The organism is Rickettsia endosymbiont of Nabis limbatus (assembly GCF_965196655.1).
Lineage (GTDB): Bacteria > Pseudomonadota > Alphaproteobacteria > Rickettsiales > Rickettsiaceae > Rickettsia.
Window position 1 is genome coordinate 864,538 of record NZ_OZ239771.1, and the last position, 18,170, is coordinate 882,707.

Here is an 18,170-nt window from a genome sequence, read left to right on the forward strand (position 1 = left end):
TTCAATATTTAGATATATTATGGACTATTGACGATCAAACCATCTTTGCAGGTATTATTAGCTTTTATTTTGGTCAACGTACTTTCAACAAGCTTTGGAAATATAAGACTTGAATTTTAATAAAATGAATTTATATATTTAGAATAATAAATATATAAGAGGGCTAGTATCATGAAAATTAAAGCTTACATCCCAGCTATAGCAGCTGTTATTTTATCTAGTAGTGCTACATTAGCAAATCAAAATCAAGAACATAACTCTAATCATACAACTTCCTTACATCAAGCAATAGAATTACTAGACAATCAGATTACAAATATTGATAATCTATTTAAAAATAAGTTACCTTTTTATGAATCTAGTAGTATTAAGAGTAAATTTATTACTAAAGACACACAATATATTATTATTATGGAAGTACCAGGCTTTGATAAAGATCATATCAAAATTAAAATAAATAGTAATAAATTGTTTGTTAAAGGAAACATTGAAGATGAAAATAAAGCCAATGATTCAAATAATTATATGAATAAGAATTTTAATTATATAATATCTTTATATGAGGATGTAGATCAAAAAAATATTTCTTCAAGTCTAAAAAACGGTATACTTACTATTACCTTGCCACGCATAGAGGTTAAAGAGCAGGACGCAAAAGAAATACCGATTAATTAAATATAGCTTTAAGAAAGGTTAAATCATATGAATAAAACTTTGAAATACTCACTTATTATATTTATCAGTATAATATTATTGTTAATTATTATTCCTTTCTTTATTCCTTTGAACAATTATAAAGGGATAATAATAAGTAAAGTCAAAGAAACGATAAATAGAGATTTAACTATTAATGGCGATATAAAATTATCTTTATTGCCAAATCCTGCAATATCCTTACCAGAAGTTAAGCTATCCTCAATAGATAAAACAAAAGATCCTTATTTAGTATCTGTTGAAAACGCTAAAGCTTCACTTAAGCTTCTACCACTTTTTAGAGGAGCAATTGAAGTAGCATCTGTAGAGTTACAAAAGCCAGTGATAAATCTTGAAGTTTTAAATAATGGACAAAAAAATTGGGAGTTTTCCACGCCTAAAAATAAAGCTGAAATAAATCAAGATACTCCTATACCTACAGTTTCTAATGCCAAAACCGAGCTAGAACTTCCTATTCTTATCAATCATTTTAAAATTTCAGATGGTAAAATTATATATAGAGAGAATGGTAATGAAAAAATATTTAACAATATTAATTTAGATACTAAAATTAAAAGCATCAAAGGTCCAATAGATTTTACTTTAGCGTTAGAGGCTCTAGAGCAAAAAATTTATGTAGATGGTAATATTGAAGAAATTGGAAAAGTAATTCCATTAACTGCAAATATCAATATTGCGGACGAAAAAATTAAAATTGAGGGAAAAATCGATAGTGAAAATAATTCTTTTATAGGTCTTGCGAATATTAAGGGTAATACTAAAACTTTAGGGCTGCCAAATGATTTACAAAATGATTATGAGTTAACAGCATCCATAATTGCGGATAGCAAAAATCTAAATTTAAAAGATGCAAGGCTCAACTATACTAATATAGAATTACTGGTAAACGCAAATTATGATATAGAACATAGTAGTTTAAAGGCAAATATTATTGCAAATCCGGGTAATATCGTTGGTGATATTAACTCTAATTTAGATAAGACAAATATTTTCAATGGTAATATTAAAATAGTAGTAGATAATCTAAAACCTTTACTTAATGCTTTAAAAATAAAAACTGATAAATTACCTCCTATTATTAACCAAAAAATTTCTCTTATTTCCAATGTAGTTTATAATTCACAAGCTTTAATTTTACATAATATCAATTTAATTTCTGGAAATAGTAATTTATCTGGTGATGTAACGCTGAAGAATCTAAAACAAGACATATCTGCTATTCATAATTTAAAAATTAATAATTTTGAGTCATTTATGGCTTTGCTTGGTGTTAATAATCTAAATCGTGTTGGAACATTACAGTTAAATGGAGAAGTACAAAAAACCAAGGATATATTACATATAAATGATAAAATATCAGCTTTTAATACTAATATAGCAATTAAAGGCGATGTTAATTTAGCTTCTCAAAAAACTAATTTTAACCTTAATATATACAGCCCATTAATTAGCCTAGAAAAAATTACCTCAGGCAGTCCTACTCCTACCTCTAGTTCTAATCCTGCTGCAACTAATATAGGTCAGGCGTCTGCTCCTAAAAGTAGCACCCCTTGGTCAAATAATCCTATAGATTTAGCTTTTTTAGATAAAATTGAGGGACAGCTATCCGCAAATATAGATAAACTAACCAATGATTCATTGGTAATAAATAATTTTAAAGCAAAATTAGCTATTACCGGAGGTAAGTTAAATATTACTTCAGTTAGTGCAAATATTTATGGTGGTGATCTTAACGCAACTGGTTATGTAAGCTCAGGAAAAGATCAAAATGCAGCGATTAAAATTGATTTAAAAAATGCTTATGTTAAAAGCTTAACTCCGCAAAGTGGTAAAATAAAAATAACCGATGGACGATTAAATTTTACCACCGAACTTAATTCTACTGGTAATAGTGTTTACACATATGTTAATAATTTAAATGGACAATTTAACGTAAATAGTAGTAATGGAAAAATTAGCGGATTTGATTTAAACCGCATTGTGGATGTAATAAATAATGCTAAAAATACTGAAGGAGTGCTACGCCTTATGAATGGCTCTTTTAGTGGCGGTACTACATCCTTTTCTAATTTAGTAGCAACCGGTAATATAGAGCGTGGCACAGTACTACTAACTGAATGTCATTTAGATGCTAGCCCTGCTAAAGCCAATGCTCATGGTCAAATCAACCTACCACAATATATGATGGATGTTGGTGCAAGTGTCACTATAAATAATTTTCCTCCTCTAGGGGTTAAATTTTATGGTTCTATAAATAATCCACAACATAAATTAGATATAGAAGCTCTTCAAACATATTTAATAAAAAATGTATTTAGCAGCGTCATCAAAGATCTAAAAAGCGGTGAAAAGAAACCTGAAAATATTATAAAAGATGCTTTGGGTTTAAGAAACAAAAAGGAAGATAGTAGTAATAACGAGCAAAATAATACAGAGCAACCGCAAAACCAACCTACCGATCCTGTTAATAAACTGCTGCAAAAAGGATTAAAGAAACTGTTTTGATTTGTAGTATTTATTATACAGTTATGTTATAAACTTAAAAGATAAGTATAATTATTTATAATTATGAATAACAAACAAATAAACAAAACCATTAGTTGTTTTGATGTAGCTAATTATTTCTTAGTTCTAGTAGATAGAGAAGCAGGAGATACTATAACTCAGTTAAAACTTCAAAAGCTAATATATTTTGCTCAAGGTATTCATCTCGCTTTATTTAATCTCTTAGGGTTTAATTCCCCGAAGGTCTGCTTCGTGATATACTAGATGCATGGAAGAAAGCAGTTATATACATAAAAGTGATAATGTCACAGTACTAATATATCATTTAGTAACACCGGCAAAGTATAGAAGAGTAATATTCAATGAGGAACTAGACGATTATTTATGTAAAATTTGTGAGGACATAGAGGCTCGTTATGAAATTAGATTTTTGGAAATAGGAGTAGATAAAGAACATGTACATTTTTTACTACAGTCAATACCAATGTATAGCCCAACAAAAATAACTCAAATCATAAAAAGTATTACATCTAAGGAAATGTTTAAGAAATATCCAAATCTTAAAGAAAAATTATGGGGAAGTGAGTTTTGGAGTAAAGGATATTTTATGAGCACAGTATGTAAACATGGTGATGAGCGGAAATTACGTAATTATGTAAAAAATCAAGGTTCAGGCAAACCTTCTTATAAAGCATTTCAACAAAAACAGTTAAAACTTTTTGGATAGATACCTCGTAGCTCTGCTGCGAGGAGTATCATTTTAGAATATCTCTAATTTGTTGTAAATTTTCTTTCATGTTCAATAAGCCATTTTTTACGATGTAGTCCTGAAGCATATCCGCCAAGCTCGCCATTATTATTAATGATACGGTGACACGGAATAATTATGGCAAATCTATTTGCTCCATTAGCATTTGCAACAGCTCTATAGGCAGTTTCTTTGCCTACTGCTTTAGCTTGAGTAAAGTAACTTCTTGTTTCACCATAGGGTACGTTCATTAACTTTTCCCATACTAACTTTTGAAACTCACTTCCTACAAGACACAACGTAGTATTAAATTTGTGCAAAGTACCATCAAAATATAATTTAAGTTCTTTTTCAACTGATAAAATAGGTTTAGTACTACCTGAAGCAATATCTGACTTTGCTGCTACTTTAAGCTTTTTAATTTTACGTTCTAAACCTTTACTTTCAGCAAAATCAAGCAAATAAAGCTTTTCTTCATCACTAATAGCAAGCATTGAACCAAGAGGAGTATCAATAAAAGTGGATTTTAAACTCATTTTTTTACCTAAAATTTTTTTAGTATTATATAGCTTAATGCGATAAGGTAGTGACTTTTTTAAGAGCATAGTAAACCGCATCAAAAAAGTGCTCAAAATTAGAAACAGTTTTTCTTATTTCGTTCTTGATTTTAAACCAGTAATGCTCAATAGGATTTAAATCTTACTATTACCCACAAATTTTACCACTAACAATTGATAGCATCATTACGCTCTCTTGAAGGATTTCATATCCCCGCCATAAAGACATTGCTCCGGGCAACCCATCACTCTTTCTTGCCATAAAGCCTCCTAATTTACCAAGCAAAATAATAGCTTCTTTTATATTTGGAGGCTTGCCAGGAGTATTATTTGTTCTGTGCACGCGCATATAAAGCGTTTTCCATTCTTGGGTGGTAAGTATGCTATCGCAGCTCTCTTCAGGACAAGTTGAGGCTATTTTTGATAAATATAAAATTTTAAAAGCAATGAGGCTTTTTATGGCAATTAATTTTTGTAGCTTTGTTTCGGCAGATAAGCGAGAGGCTTCTATCTTGCATCCTGATTTCAGAACTCTAAAATATTCTTCTATTTTCCATCTTAGCTTATACCAAGTTATACGCTCAACAGCATCTTCAAAGCTACTCACGGGGATGTTGGTCAGTATAGTCCAATCGATTGCCTCTACTCCAACAGGGGCATTAATTTCTTTAGCGCTTACAACATAAACAGCTAATTTGTCACTGATTTTGTGATCAGTATTTTCAGGGCCATATAAAGATACAGACCTAATTGGTATGTGCCCATATGTGTATTTAATTTCAACATTTGCTTTTCTTGCTTTATGAAGTCCATTGCCTGGGATTTTCAGTCTAATCTCTTTCTTGGACTGTAGCTTACTTATTTTCGTTTGTATTTTTGTTTTACCATTTTCCGGGCAAATAAATTTCCTATCCTGTCTGTTGCGAATTACAAATTCTGCAGCTGATTCTTCAATTTTCCATAACAAATCAAAGATATCTGCTTCTCTATCTCCAACCGTAATAACTCTAGTATTTTCAGGAATATTGGCAATTGTTTCCTCAAACGCGTTAATCCATTTATAGCTTTCTTTATCTTTGATGTGAGTGATATACTTACGCCTTGCTTTTTCCTTCTGATCCTCTTCCCTTGCGATACGTGCCCAACATTGCTGAGAGGTAAGGCCTAAAGGCAGACCTCCTGGCGTCACTATAATAGTACTATGCATAATAAGACCCTGTTTGTGCTTTGTATAAGCTTTGGAGATACTGCCTAGCCCTTTTGTCTTAATATGAGTGTCATAATCCAGGTAAGTTGTATCCTGAATTGCAAACACTAAATTTTTGCCTTGGATTCTATTTTGTGTTTCCACATGATGCGAAGAATAGACTTCATCTATATCAAACTTATCATTGCTAAATAGTCTGTAAGCTCCCTTCGCATCTTTCCAGGATCTGCAACTTTGATTTATTGTGCCGGATGCTTTGCTATCAAGTAAGTTACTGGTTTTAATAAGCCGATTTATAAGTCTTTTATCTTTAAAGTCAACATGCCTGAGCTCATTCTCTAACCAACCAGTGCTTGATATATTTATCCCGTATGTTACTATATCTTGCATATCGCCTATCCTTCTTATTTAAAATGATCAGTGAATACTCTAGCAGCATTTTATAATTGTGGGTAATAGTAAGGATTTAAATCAGGAGAGTAAGTTGGTAAAAATAAAATACTGCAACCAAAAGATTCAATTAACGTTTTCACTTTTGTACTTTTATGAAAATTAATATTATCCATTACTACTATCTGACCAGGCTTTAACTCTTTGATCAATATCTCTTGTACATAAGTTTCAAAAATGTCCTTATTACATGTCCCATCAAATATTATTGGGGCAATAATATCTTTGGCAGACACCCCAGCAATCATACTAATCTGTGATTTATGTTGATAGACCCTTTCACCATAACATCTTTGACCGATAATGCTCCACCCGTGTTCTCTACAGCTATTATCTTCTATCCCAGATTCATCGATAAATACTAAATCTTGTTTGTCTATAGTTTTTAGTTTCAATATAAACTCATTCCTTAGACCAACATCTCTTTTGGGATGAAGAAAAGTTTTTTTTATAACTATAACCTAATTTATTAAGCAATCTTGATATCGTACTTGCAGATACTTTTTGACTCCAGTTGTTAGCTAGTTCCATGGTGGTTTTATCAAAATTTAATTCTATAAATTTTTTAAATCCCTCTATGTCTCTTATTATTCTACGATGTCCTGTATGATAACCACTTTTTGCTTTGATATCGCCGGTTTGTTTCTTTAATTTTTTCCATTCTATTATAGTCTTCCTACTAATAGAGTATATCTCAGAAGTCTCTTTTATTGTTTTACCATCTGTTAAACTTTTTATTACTCATATTCTTAAATCGTATGAATATGCCTTTGCCATAAGTTTTTCATTTAGTATAATCTAACTCATACTCTAAGTCACTATCTTATCGCATTAAGCTATATATTGATTTTTTTTATTTAACAATTTTATTTTTTTAAACCAATAATTTCAAGTAATTAAAACAGATAGAACAGAATTTAGTGAGTAAAGTAGGGAGATAAGTATTTAAGCTAAGTGACGTCATTGTGAAGAAAAGCCGACATTGTTTTTCTGGATTCCTGCTTTTAGCTAAGAATGACATTAAGGGTATTTTTCGATCCACGCAAGAATAACATTATGCCACAATAACAGCGACAATCACCCCTCTACAATGCTTGCAAGTCTAGTGAATAAAGCTTCAATCATGTCCCAGCCTTTTTTTTGAATATTAAGCAGTAAAAGATCATTAACATTTAACTGTTTCAATAAATCTACTCCCATTTGTTCATGCTCAGGGTCAAGATGCATGTGGGTTTTAAAGTGCTTTTCTGCTTTTTTACAGCTTAAAAATACCGAGCCTAACTTCTCATAAAATATAGTAGCACACGATTCTATTATCATATGCACAAGCACTGCCCGCTCACTATCCCCAAGTGTCATCATTTTCAAAGTAAACCAAGAACCAAGTGCCTCAAAGATAGGGTCTTCCACTTCTGTATTATTTTTTCTATCTTTTGTAAGTTCTATATTATGACCGAATTCATCAAGTAAATGTTCCCAAGCAAGTTTTGTAAATTCTTTATGTTCTGAAAATACTAATCTTGCAAGTACCATTTTTTGGAATTCGTTTGACCAGATTTAGAAGTAATCAAGAAATTTATTTTTTTGTGCGTCACTTTCTAATTTAATTTTAAATAACTTATTTTGTTTAAATCTTTCTTTATATTTTTCATTATCTAAGATTAAACGATCTATTACATTCATCGTTATTAATATTAATTAGTTGCTCAAATATACTAATATCAATAAAAAATAAATACCACCAAAATTGTTGATTTTTATCTACCAATTTTTAAAACCATATGTGTAACTATAGACAAATATAAATTGCAAAATAATAATTTGTGCACAATATATATATATGACATTTCTGCTAACCCATTTTAAATTTATAAATAGTCTTTTTGAATAGTTGCCTATGATCATTAATATATATGTAACTGTTAATAAGATAATATCTAATATTAAATCAAAATTTGAGAAATTAAGATCGCTAAAAGAAGTAGTAAGCACGAATAGAACTGAATTTACCAAAGTAATGAGAATTGTTACAAAACAACAAAGTTTTAGGTTTTTGGGTTCATGTCTTGCAATAAATCCAAGTATCATAATTGCAATTACAACCGTACCATAATCAATGATAGCCCAGCTTATATACCATAATATTACCATTATAATAACATGACAGTAACCGCTATAGAAAAAACGAGTTAATGACTTATGAAAATAATAAATATAGCACTGCCCCAAATAAATAGAGATTAAAATATTTGTAGTGATAAACTGCTTGAATAATATTGTAGTGTAAATTTGTAGTAAAACACCCCATATTAATATTCGTAGTTTTGGCTTATCATGAAAATTATAGCCAGCAAAAAAACAAAAAACCGGCATAGCAGTACGACCGATTATTCGTAAAACAATAAGATCAGGATATAGATACAAACCTATATGATCGATGATCATGGCTATGATTGCTAAGGTCTTTAGCAAATCTTGATAATTAGATTTATTTTTACTACTTTCTAACATGCTTAACTACTTTTAATAAATAAGCTACACCAAAAAAGACTATAATGCCAATTGAAATAGTACCTCCTAATGCACAAATTCTAATTAGTAAATATTTTGAATAAAAATATTCCACACAATAGTGTTTTATTGATCCAATAATAATAGACATAATTAGGCAACATACTAAAACTTTACCACAAAAAGATTTTATATCTTGCTCTATATGTAGCATATTCTGCTTTTTAGTATAGCTGTATAATAAACCTAAATTATACCAAGCTGCAATAGAAGTACCAACCGCAATACCGATATGTTTTAAAGAATCCATTAATAATAAATTCATACTTGTATTAATTATTATTGAAAATAGAGTTATTTTCAAAGGTGTTTTAGTATCACTATTAGCATAAAAAATGGGGGTTAGAATTTTTGCCAAAATAAAAGCAGGCAGCCCTAAAGCAAAAGCAGAAATAGCCTCAGCCGTATTTGTAGTGTCAAAAGAAGTAAAAACGCCTCTTTCGTAAATCACGTTAATGATAGGATGCGATAAAATTATAATTCCAAAAGTTGCAGGAAGCGACAAAAATAGCCCCATTCTAATTGCATTATTCTGTACTTTCGTTGCAGCTACTATATCATTTGATTTATATATTTTTGATAATTCAGGTAATAAAATAGTTGAAAAGCTAGTGCCTATTATTGATAGAGGAAATTGATATATTCGGTCAGCATATGATAATATGGATATAGCTCCCTCAATAAAGCTAGCAATAGATTGAGAGATAAAAAGGTTTAATTGCTGTACGCCTGAGCTAATGGTCGCCGGTCCCATATTAATTAAAAGCTTTTTTACATCCGGATCATTTGGCTTAAAAATAAATGGAAAACTTAAATCCGCTCTTTTAACGCAAACAAACATAAAAGAGACTTGTAATATTCCGGCAATTATTAAAGATAAGCTAATTGAAATGGTAGACTCTGTATAATTATCTAACATTAAAGTACATAGTATTACACATACGCTTAAGATAACAGGTGAAAAAGCAAAAGCAGCAAAGCGTTTTACTGAGTTTAAAATTCCACCTAATAAAGCTGTGAGTGATACAAATATTAAGTAAGGTATAGTGATTCGGCATAGAAATACTGTGAGCTCAAACTTCTCTTTTTTACCGTGAAAACCAGGAGCTATAAATAGCATTAATTGCGGCATAAATATTTGCATCAATACTATTATAACTATTAATGAGAGTAGTAAAAGTGTAAAGACCTCACCAGAAAATCTGCCAGCTGCTTTCTTAGAAATCAGCATTTTTTCGTTATAAATAGGGATAAAGACGTTCGATAATGCTCCCTCGGCAAAAATTCTTCTAAATAGATTTGGTAGTTTAAAAGCAACATTAATACTATCGCCCATAGTTGTGGAGCCGAATAATGATGCAATAAATTGTTCACGCACAAGCCCAAATATGCGAGAAATTAATGTGAAAAATGCTACTACAATCCCTGATCTGAATAATGTCACTGGTTTATAATTTTATTGTTTTCATAAGCACGTCATTGCGAGGATATGTATTTTTGGTGGTTCCGATGTCATTCCGTTGATCGCAGGAATCCAGCATAAAGCTAGGTAACCTAAGCTTTTAATTTTAAAAATTTGCTGTATTTATGCTTTTCTTCCTGGATTCCTGCGATCAACGGAATGACATCGGAACCACGCAACAATGCCGCCACGAGATGACACCCATGCACTTGGCAGGAATGACATAAAACTAACCTTTAATCCTATCTATCCCCTCATTAATCAAGCTATCAGCTTTGGCTTTATTTTCCCAGCCGGTAACTTTAACCCATTTACCTTTTTCTAGATCTTTATAATGCTCAAAAAAATGAACTATACGTTTTTTAAGCATCTCACATACATCATATAAGTCTTTGATATGATTAAAGGTAATATCAAGCTTAGAGGTTGGTACTGCAATAATTTTCTCATCAAATCCGGATTCATCTTCCATCATGAGCACTCCAACAGCTCGGCACTTAATTACTGAACCAGGCACTACTGGATGATGCGATACAACAAGCACATCTACCGGATCGTCATCATTAGAAAGAGTATGCGGAATAAAGCCGTAATTACATGGATAACTCATCGTGGTTTGCATGAAACGATCAACAAAAACCGCTCCCGATTCTTTATCGAATTCATACTTAATCGGACCACTATTCATCGGTATTTCAATGATTACATTTATTTCGTTATTATTTGCTTTTGCTTTAATTTTATCTATAAGCATTTTTTGTTATAATTGTTTTATGTTATTTAATAGCTCATTTGTCATTCCCTCAAAAGCTGGAATCCAGTCAATTATATTGTCATCCCGTGACTTGATCACGGGATCTTGTGCCATAGAATGTGTCCTGAGATACCGCGGTCAAGCTGCAGTATGACAGATTTTTTCTAGATTCCCGCTTCTGCGGGAATGACAGTATTCGGAGGTCGATAATTCTCGTCATGCTTTGCTAGCAACTCCCTTGCTATAAACTTGTCGTCTGATAGTTTACCAATAGCAATGATTCCTTGCCCCTCTCTAAACAAAGCAGGTAACACCCCTTGATATAATATTTCTAAATCTTTAATATTATCCGTAATAACAAAGCTTATTTTATTAGCCGCAATTTTATTTATTGAATCTACTTTAACTAGCCCGCCAACTCTTAGCTCTTTCCCCTGCTCTACTTCATTAATCTTTGATGGCTGCACGAAAAATACTATACTTTTTTCTAAATTATAAAGTATTATACTAACTCCGATTACTGCTGAACAAAAACAAATAATGATAGTTATTAACCTATTTTTTGCTCCTTTTTGCATCAATATTTTTTTTCTCTTTCTTATAACTTGTAAAGCTACTAACTAACAATACTCCCAAACTTAAAAAGGTAAATATATATGCTACCAGTAAATAATTATTCATCAGTTACTTTTTAAAAATTCCATAATTTCTTTAGGAGCAGAGTCTAAATAAAAATGCTTTAAATATTTTCCATTTTTATCCATTAGATAAGTAAAAGAAGAATGATCTAACATATAATCTTGGTTATTATCACTTTCACTAGCAACCTTAGCATAATAAACCTTAAACTTATCTGCTACTTCCCTTATTTGCTTCTCATTACCTGTAAGTCCAATAAATTTAGGATGAAAATGTTTTAAATATTCCTTTAATACTGCTGGAGTATCACGGCTTGGATCAATAGTAATAAAAACCGGTACTATATCTATCTTATTTTCGCTTAAAATTTCCACTGCTTTTGTTATTTTATTTAAAGAAGTTGGGCATATATCAGGACAGCTAGTAAATCCAAAATATATAAGGCTTAATTTATCCTTTAATTCATCACTGTTAAATAGTTCACCATTTTGATCTATTAATTCAAAGTCACCACCGATTTCTGCATTATCTTCATAAATATTTACCTGACCGGCAAGAGGTTTATCAGGAGTCTTTAAAGATAATAATAAATATAATGCTCCAACGCCTATTAATAGACTAACTCCAATAATAATTTTTATAACATTTGATTGCATTTTTTATATCCTTAAATCTTATACAAGACCTAGTTTTTTAGGTTTAAAATATTTTACCCAAATATCTATTAGTAATTTAGTAATAATAATTGCTGAAAACATCGATGATATAATCCCGATTGTTAATGCCACAGCAAATCCTTTTATTGCTCCAACTCCAAATATATAAAGCAGAAAAGCAACAATCAAAGTAGTAAGATTAGAATCTAAAATAGTAGCAAAAGCTGACTCAAACCCAGTTTTAATAGCATAAAGATTTGAAGTTCCTTTATTCAGCTCTTCCTTTATTCGCTCGTAAATCAATACATTAGCATCAACAGCCATACCCATAGTAAGTATTATTCCAGCAATCCCTGGCAGAGTTAAGGTAGCTTGGAAAAGCGACAATAATGCTAAAACATATAGCATAGCAAGGCTTAAAGCTATATTTGCAAATAAACCAAGTAAGCCATAAGACCATACCATAAATATACAAACTGCTGCAAAACCAATTATCCCTGCTTTTTTTCCTGATTCTATAGAATCAGCCCCAAGATTTGGTCCTATACTTCTTTCTTCGATAATCTTAAGCGGTGCAGGCAGCGAGCCAGCACGAAGCAATAATGCAAGTTCATTTGCCGATTCAACAGTAAAATCACCTGAAATTATACCACTACCGCCCATAATTGGTTGATTTATTGTCGGAGCACTAAGTAACTTATTATCTAAAACTATAGCAAGGTTCTTTCCCACATTATTTTTGGTAATTTCACCAAATAATTTACTACCAAAACTATTAAAGGAAAATGATACAACTGCTTGTGAATTCTGATCAAAAGATGCGGCGGCAGTTGTTAATGAATCGCCACCTAAAATAGCTTTTTTCTTTACAACTAAATAACCAATTCTATCTCCTTGAACAAGCATTGAACCCATAGGCATATGCCCTTTTACCGCTTCTTCAACATTGGCATTTTCATCAACTAAATGAAAAGTTAGCTTAGCAGTTTTACCTAAAATATTTTTTAAATAAGTTGGATTTTCTTCCCCTGGAACTTGTAATAATATATGCCTATCACCTTGTTTTTGCAGTATAGGCTCTTTAGTACCGGTACTATCAACCCGCATTCTGACAATCTCAATAGATTGATCGACTACTTTATTAAGTAGCTCACTTAATCTAGATTCACTATAGGAAAGCTTTATTCTATTGTCATTCGCTTCAACATTAATCTCAGGATCAATTTTGCTAATTATTCTTTTTAACGGCTTTAATTCTTCCTGCGATCTCAGCTCTAGTTGAATATTATTTTGCTTAACTAACAGGTTTTTATAACCGATTTTATCCTCACGAAAGCTTTTACGTAAAGTATCGGCTAAATTTTCCATAGTGTCATTAAGATAAGTATCGAAATCAACATCAAGTAATAAATGTGCTCCGCCCCTAAGGTCAAGTCCTAAATTTACTGAATCATGAGGCAGATATTTGGACTTTACCTGTGTAAAATTTGGTAAAGCACAAATAACTGCAAAAATCGTACATATAATTGAAAGGAAAATTTTCCACTTAGGAAGATTTTGCACCACTTACCTTCTTATCTTTTTTGTTATTTTTATTATCTTCCTTTTTAACTGCTACATCTTTGAAACGGCTAGTTATATCAACAATAGCACTTTTTAAAACTTTAATACGCATATCTTTTGCTATCTCAACTTCAATGTTAGGTTCGCTTTCGCTAACTTTAGTAACGATCCCGTAAATACCACTATTTGTTAGAACTTCTTCACCCTTTTTAACTTCACTTACTAGCTTTTCTCTCTCTTTACGACGTTTTTCTTGCGGACGTAATAGTAAGAAATAAAAAACAGCAAAAATTAAAACCATCGGTATTAAGCTTGTTAACCCCGATTGTAAAGAATTTGTAGTCTCTACAGGTACAACTTCAGTTTCTTGTATTTCTATTGTATCATTATTATTTGCAGTACTGTCCTGCCCGTTTGTCGACATAAATTATTTCCTTTAAGTTTTTTATAAAAAATTCAATAAAATAAAAATAGCTGTCTGCTAGCTTTAATGCAAGGGTAAAATAAAAATATAGAAAAAAAAGAGAGATTATTAATTGCTTTATCACTTATAGAGAATAAAGAATAAGTGATTTTATTAGAAAATCTCAAATTTATGGCATCGTTTTTGAATTATTTGGGGGTTTTAGGACTTCTTTATAGACTTCAAGATTCTTTCGGAGCATTAAATCAAGGGAGAAGTCATTAATTACAGTATGTCTTGCGGCGGTTTGAATTTTCTTGGCTTCTTCAGTATTTAAAATAGATAAGCAGTGATCAATTTTTTGAGCTAAATCTTCAGCATCATTCGGCTTTACGTGAAAACCTGTTACATTATCGTTTATTGTTTCGGTAGCTCCACCAATATTAGTGGCAATAACAAGCTTTTCCATAGCCTGCCCTTCAATAATAGTACGCCCAAAGGCTTCAGGCTCAATCGAAGCAGAAACAATAATATTAGAAATACCATATAGATTTATGATATCAGAATCATTACCAAAAATTTGAATTTTATTTTGAAGTTTTAAATTTGCGATAAGCTCTTTTACTCTATTAGTAAAACTAGGATGTCTTGATAAATCACCGATCATTAAACAATAAAAATTTCTGTGTTTTAATTTGCTTAATGCTTCTACTAAAACAAGATGCCCTTTCCAATTGGTCATTCTAGAGGGCATTGATATTATCGGTACATTATCTGGAGCATCATATTTATCACGACATTTTTTAAGCCTTTCTGGCGTTAAATTTGCTGGATCAAAATAATCACAATTTACACCCCGCTCAATTACTACTATTTTATTTTCATCAACATTATAATTTTTAAGTAAATGTTGCTTCACAAAATTGGAGACGGCAATAACTTTCTCTCCCTTTAACATTATACTATTATAATATTTCTTTAAATCATTAGGAGCGTTATAAATACCATGAAAAGTTGTTAAAAACTTAGTATTCGTCCATTTTGCTGCTAAATATGAACTCCATGCCGGAGCTCTTGACCTTGTATGGACTATATCAACTTTATATTTTTTGATTATTTCAGCTATTAACCTAGCATTACTTAGAATTACAAAAGGGTTTTTACTACTACTATTCATTTGAATATGTAGTATATCCTCATTATCTAACTCTTTAACTAAAGTACCACCAGCTGAAATTATAATTGGAGTATGACCAAGAACTTTAAGATATTTTGCAACTTCTATAGTCCCTCTTTCAACTCCTCCCGAAACTAGAGCAGGAACTACTTGCAAAATAGTATATTTATTATATCGTTTACTTGAATTTAATGAAGGCATTATAATTTCATCTGTTTAAATAATTATTTAAAATGCACAAGCTTTATACTAGAACACAAGACAAATTTGTTGTCTATAATAATTATAGAATTGTTAATACAAATATTCCACCTGTAATTTTTTTACACGGCTTAATGTCAGGTATGCATTCATCTAAAGCTCTCTATTTAATAGATTATTGTAAAAAAAACAATTATAATTTTACTATTTTTGATAATTTTGGTCACGGTCATGCTACAGGACAATTTACAGATCAAACTATTAGTAGTTGGTTAGAAGGAGTAGCTCTAGTTTTAGATGAATTAATTGATGATCAAGCCATAATAGTCGGCTCAAGCATGGGAGGATGGCTTGCACTTCTTGCAGCTTTAAAGTTTCCAAATAAAGTTAAAGGACTTATCTGTTTAGCCCCCGCAGCTGATTTTACAGAAGATATTTGGTACAATCTATCGCCGGAAGATCAATCTAGAATGCAAAAAGAAAGTGTGTTAGAAATATCAGGTAGAAGTTGTGAATATAGATACCCTATTAGCTATAAATTAATCGAAGATGCAAAAAAGCATTTACTATTGACAAAGAACGAAATTGATATAAATATTCCGGTGCATTTAATCCATGGTATGTTAGATGAAGATGTGCCTTATGAAATTTCTCTTAAACTATTAGAAAAAATAACAAGCAAACAAATGGTACTGAAATTAATTAAAGATGGAAGACATAACCTATCTAGAGAAGAGGACTTAAAGGTTATGACAAATTCTTTAGAGGAAATAATAAATATTATAAAAAACGAAAAATATGTTTAGCAAAATAAATAAAATCCATGATTTTAAAGAAGTTATAGAAGCAATAGAAAAAGCTGATGAAACTTATCTAGTGCTTTTTGATGTTGATGAGGTAATAGTGATGGATTCAGATGAATCTAGATTAACGCATGATTACCGTAAAGTATTAGTAAATGATATCGAAAAAAGACTCACGATAGAGCAATGTAAATTATTGATGAGTGTAGTTTTAAAAGACCGCAAAGCTAGGTTTGTGAATAATGATATTTTAACCATATTTGCTTTACTTAAAGAAAAAAATATTCCAGCAATGGGACTTACAAAACTTCCTACTGGTAAATTTGGTATAATTGAGGATATGATAAAATGGAGAGGACAAGAATTAACTTTATTGAAAGTGAATCTTCAAGAATTATCACCTTTAAATGATGAGATCATAATAAAAGATTTTAATGCTGGTTATGGTGATCCTATTTTAAAAGATGGAATAATTTATACCGCAGAATATGATAAGGGAGCGGTGCTTGAATATGTGTTGCAAAAAACAAATTATTCTCCAAAATCAATAATATTCATAGATGATATAGAAGAAAATTTATTATCATTACAAGAGATATGTAGTAAACTAAAAATTAATTACCAAGGATTTGAGTTTATGGGCTCCGCAATCGTCCCTGAACCTGATCTTAATGAACAACTAGAAAAAATTAGATTTGAGGTTCTAGAAAAAGAATTAAAATGGTTAACAGATGAGGAGCTAAAAAAGCTAAAAAAATAATTTATGTCTACAAAATTTATCGGTTTTTTTATCTTGTTGATTTCACTTTCTACTATTGCAAGTAAAAAAATAGAAGAAAAAATAACAGGTGTAAAAGTTGCTAAAGCCCATATAGCAGAACTTTATGAAGTTTTTAATATCGTAGGGCGATGCCAAAACAATAATAGCCGTGACTATTATGCTAATGCTGCTGGTACTGTTGAGAAGGTTTCAGCTATGCAAGGACAAATAGTAAAAAAAGGTGATATATTATTAGTTATAGATAAAGATGTAGCGGAAACTACTAAATCAAAAGCTGCAGCTTTACTAAATACTAAACAAGACGAATATGACAGAAAAAATGCTTTACTTGCAAAAAAATATGTAAGTAGTCAAGAATATGAGAAATCGAAAAGTGATCTTGAAGAGGCTAAATTTAATTATACGATGGCTCTTAAAACCTATAATGACATGATAATTACCGCACCTTTTAATGGTAAAATAGGTGTGATAAAGCCTATGGTTGGTGGTGAAGTAATAATAGGTGACTATCTTTTTAGTATTACAGGAGCTGATAAATCACAAAGTGTTTTTATTGAATTACCAGAATCTTTAAGCGGCAAGGTCTTTGCCGGTACAAAAGCAATAGTTAATGGCAAAATCCATAGTGAGGTTTTTGCTATCTCACACTATTTATTAAATAACGGTTCTATAACTGCTAAAATTGCCTTACCAAATAATACAAATATCTTACATAATAGCTACGTAGATGTTAAGTTGATAATCAACCCACATGAAAATTTAGCTGTACCAGAAAAATCTATACAACGTAATAATCAAGGCAATTTTGTCTATAAAATAGATGGTGATACAGCAAAACAACTATATGTAAAAACTGGTTTACGAACCAACGGCTTAATCGAAATTACTTCTGATAACATCAAAGACAGCGATATAATCGTTACAGACGGCATGCCTCAAATAAGCGATGGTGCAAAAGTAAAAATACTGGGAGAATAAG

At 30.9% G+C, this 18,170-nt stretch carries 18 protein-coding genes and 1 pseudogene; 6 read left to right on the forward strand and 13 right to left on the reverse strand.

The window, feature by feature from the left end:
• The first annotated feature begins 171 nt into the window (after positions 1–171).
• The 3 genes from ACOAL3_RS04985 (at position 172) to tnpA (ending at position 3,946) form a co-directional block, all read left to right on the forward strand.
• A complete protein-coding gene (locus tag ACOAL3_RS04985; RefSeq protein WP_419235537.1) occupies positions 172–675 on the forward strand; it encodes an Hsp20/alpha crystallin family protein in 504 nt (167 codons plus the stop codon).
• A gap of 27 nt (positions 676–702) precedes the next feature.
• On the forward strand, positions 703–3,219 hold the full coding sequence (locus ACOAL3_RS04990; RefSeq protein ID WP_419235538.1) for an AsmA family protein: 2,517 nt from the start codon (positions 703–705) through the stop codon (positions 3,217–3,219).
• Positions 3,220–3,487: 268 nt separating this feature from the next.
• Positions 3,488–3,946, forward strand: a complete 459-nt coding sequence (gene tnpA / locus ACOAL3_RS04995) for an IS200/IS605 family transposase (RefSeq protein WP_419234544.1) — start codon at positions 3,488–3,490, stop codon at positions 3,944–3,946.
• A 44-nt stretch (positions 3,947–3,990) separates the two neighbouring features.
• Here the strand turns inward: tnpA and ACOAL3_RS05000 are convergent, their stop codons facing one another.
• The 13 genes and pseudogenes from ACOAL3_RS05000 to ACOAL3_RS05060 form a co-directional block, all read right to left on the reverse strand.
• Positions 3,991–4,503 carry a methylated-DNA--[protein]-cysteine S-methyltransferase gene (locus ACOAL3_RS05000; RefSeq protein WP_395477537.1) on the reverse strand — a complete coding sequence of 171 codons (513 nt, stop codon included), beginning with the start codon at positions 4,501–4,503 and terminating at the stop codon, positions 3,991–3,993.
• A gap of 169 nt (positions 4,504–4,672) precedes the next feature.
• The gene (locus ACOAL3_RS05005; RefSeq protein ID WP_419234585.1) at positions 4,673–6,121 is read right to left on the reverse strand and encodes an IS4 family transposase; all 1,449 of its coding nucleotides are present in this window, start codon (positions 6,119–6,121) and stop codon (positions 4,673–4,675) included.
• Between the two features lie 50 nt (positions 6,122–6,171).
• The gene (locus tag ACOAL3_RS05010) at positions 6,172–6,576 is read right to left on the reverse strand and encodes an IS630 family transposase (RefSeq protein WP_419234586.1); all 405 of its coding nucleotides are present in this window, start codon (positions 6,574–6,576) and stop codon (positions 6,172–6,174) included.
• Between the two features lie 7 nt (positions 6,577–6,583).
• Entirely contained in the window at positions 6,584–6,919 is a 336-nt protein-coding gene (locus tag ACOAL3_RS05015) for a helix-turn-helix domain-containing protein (protein ID WP_419235606.1), read from the reverse strand.
• A 339-nt stretch (positions 6,920–7,258) separates the two neighbouring features.
• Positions 7,259–7,864: pseudogene (locus tag ACOAL3_RS05020) on the reverse strand (hypothetical protein).
• Between the two features lie 78 nt (positions 7,865–7,942).
• A complete protein-coding gene (locus tag ACOAL3_RS05025; RefSeq protein WP_419235539.1) occupies positions 7,943–8,692 on the reverse strand; it encodes a TraX family protein in 750 nt (249 codons plus the stop codon).
• Complete coding sequence (gene murJ, locus ACOAL3_RS05030; RefSeq protein ID WP_419235540.1) at positions 8,679–10,196, reverse strand: murein biosynthesis integral membrane protein MurJ; 1,518 nt, start codon at positions 10,194–10,196, stop codon at positions 8,679–8,681. Before murJ ends, ACOAL3_RS05025 begins: the two co-directional genes overlap by 14 nt.
• Before the next feature lie 247 nt (positions 10,197–10,443).
• The gene (gene ppa / locus ACOAL3_RS05035; protein WP_419235541.1) at positions 10,444–10,968 is read right to left on the reverse strand and encodes an inorganic diphosphatase; all 525 of its coding nucleotides are present in this window, start codon (positions 10,966–10,968) and stop codon (positions 10,444–10,446) included.
• A 164-nt stretch (positions 10,969–11,132) separates the two neighbouring features.
• Positions 11,133–11,546 carry a cytochrome c maturation protein CcmE gene (ccmE, locus tag ACOAL3_RS05040; RefSeq protein WP_395477644.1) on the reverse strand — a complete coding sequence of 138 codons (414 nt, stop codon included), beginning with the start codon at positions 11,544–11,546 and terminating at the stop codon, positions 11,133–11,135.
• A 102-nt stretch (positions 11,547–11,648) separates the two neighbouring features.
• The gene (locus tag ACOAL3_RS05045; protein WP_419235542.1) at positions 11,649–12,263 is read right to left on the reverse strand and encodes an SCO family protein; all 615 of its coding nucleotides are present in this window, start codon (positions 12,261–12,263) and stop codon (positions 11,649–11,651) included.
• A gap of 18 nt (positions 12,264–12,281) precedes the next feature.
• The gene (gene secD, locus ACOAL3_RS05050; RefSeq protein WP_419235607.1) at positions 12,282–13,826 is read right to left on the reverse strand and encodes a protein translocase subunit SecD; all 1,545 of its coding nucleotides are present in this window, start codon (positions 13,824–13,826) and stop codon (positions 12,282–12,284) included.
• A complete protein-coding gene (gene yajC, locus ACOAL3_RS05055; RefSeq protein ID WP_419235543.1) occupies positions 13,810–14,250 on the reverse strand; it encodes a preprotein translocase subunit YajC in 441 nt (146 codons plus the stop codon). Before yajC ends, secD begins: the two co-directional genes overlap by 17 nt.
• Before the next feature lie 169 nt (positions 14,251–14,419).
• Positions 14,420–15,607, reverse strand: coding sequence for a glycosyltransferase family 4 protein (locus ACOAL3_RS05060; protein ID WP_419235544.1), 1,188 nt, complete (start codon positions 15,605–15,607; stop codon positions 14,420–14,422).
• Positions 15,608–15,639: 32 nt separating this feature from the next.
• On the opposite strand from ACOAL3_RS05060, the gene ACOAL3_RS05065 reads away from it, so the two are divergent.
• Genes ACOAL3_RS05065 through ACOAL3_RS05075 form a run of 3 tightly spaced genes read left to right on the forward strand, consistent with a single transcriptional unit; the run spans position 15,640 to position 18,169 of the window.
• Entirely contained in the window at positions 15,640–16,413 is a 774-nt protein-coding gene (locus tag ACOAL3_RS05065) for an alpha/beta hydrolase (RefSeq protein ID WP_419235545.1), read from the forward strand.
• Entirely contained in the window at positions 16,406–17,170 is a 765-nt protein-coding gene (locus ACOAL3_RS05070; RefSeq protein ID WP_395477527.1) for a DUF2608 domain-containing protein, read from the forward strand. Before ACOAL3_RS05065 ends, ACOAL3_RS05070 begins: the two co-directional genes overlap by 8 nt.
• 3 nt (positions 17,171–17,173) lie before the next feature.
• Positions 17,174–18,169 (forward strand): efflux RND transporter periplasmic adaptor subunit, encoded by a 996-nt coding sequence (locus ACOAL3_RS05075; protein WP_419235546.1) that lies wholly within the window; start codon positions 17,174–17,176, stop codon positions 18,167–18,169.
• Position 18,170 lies beyond the last annotated feature (1 nt).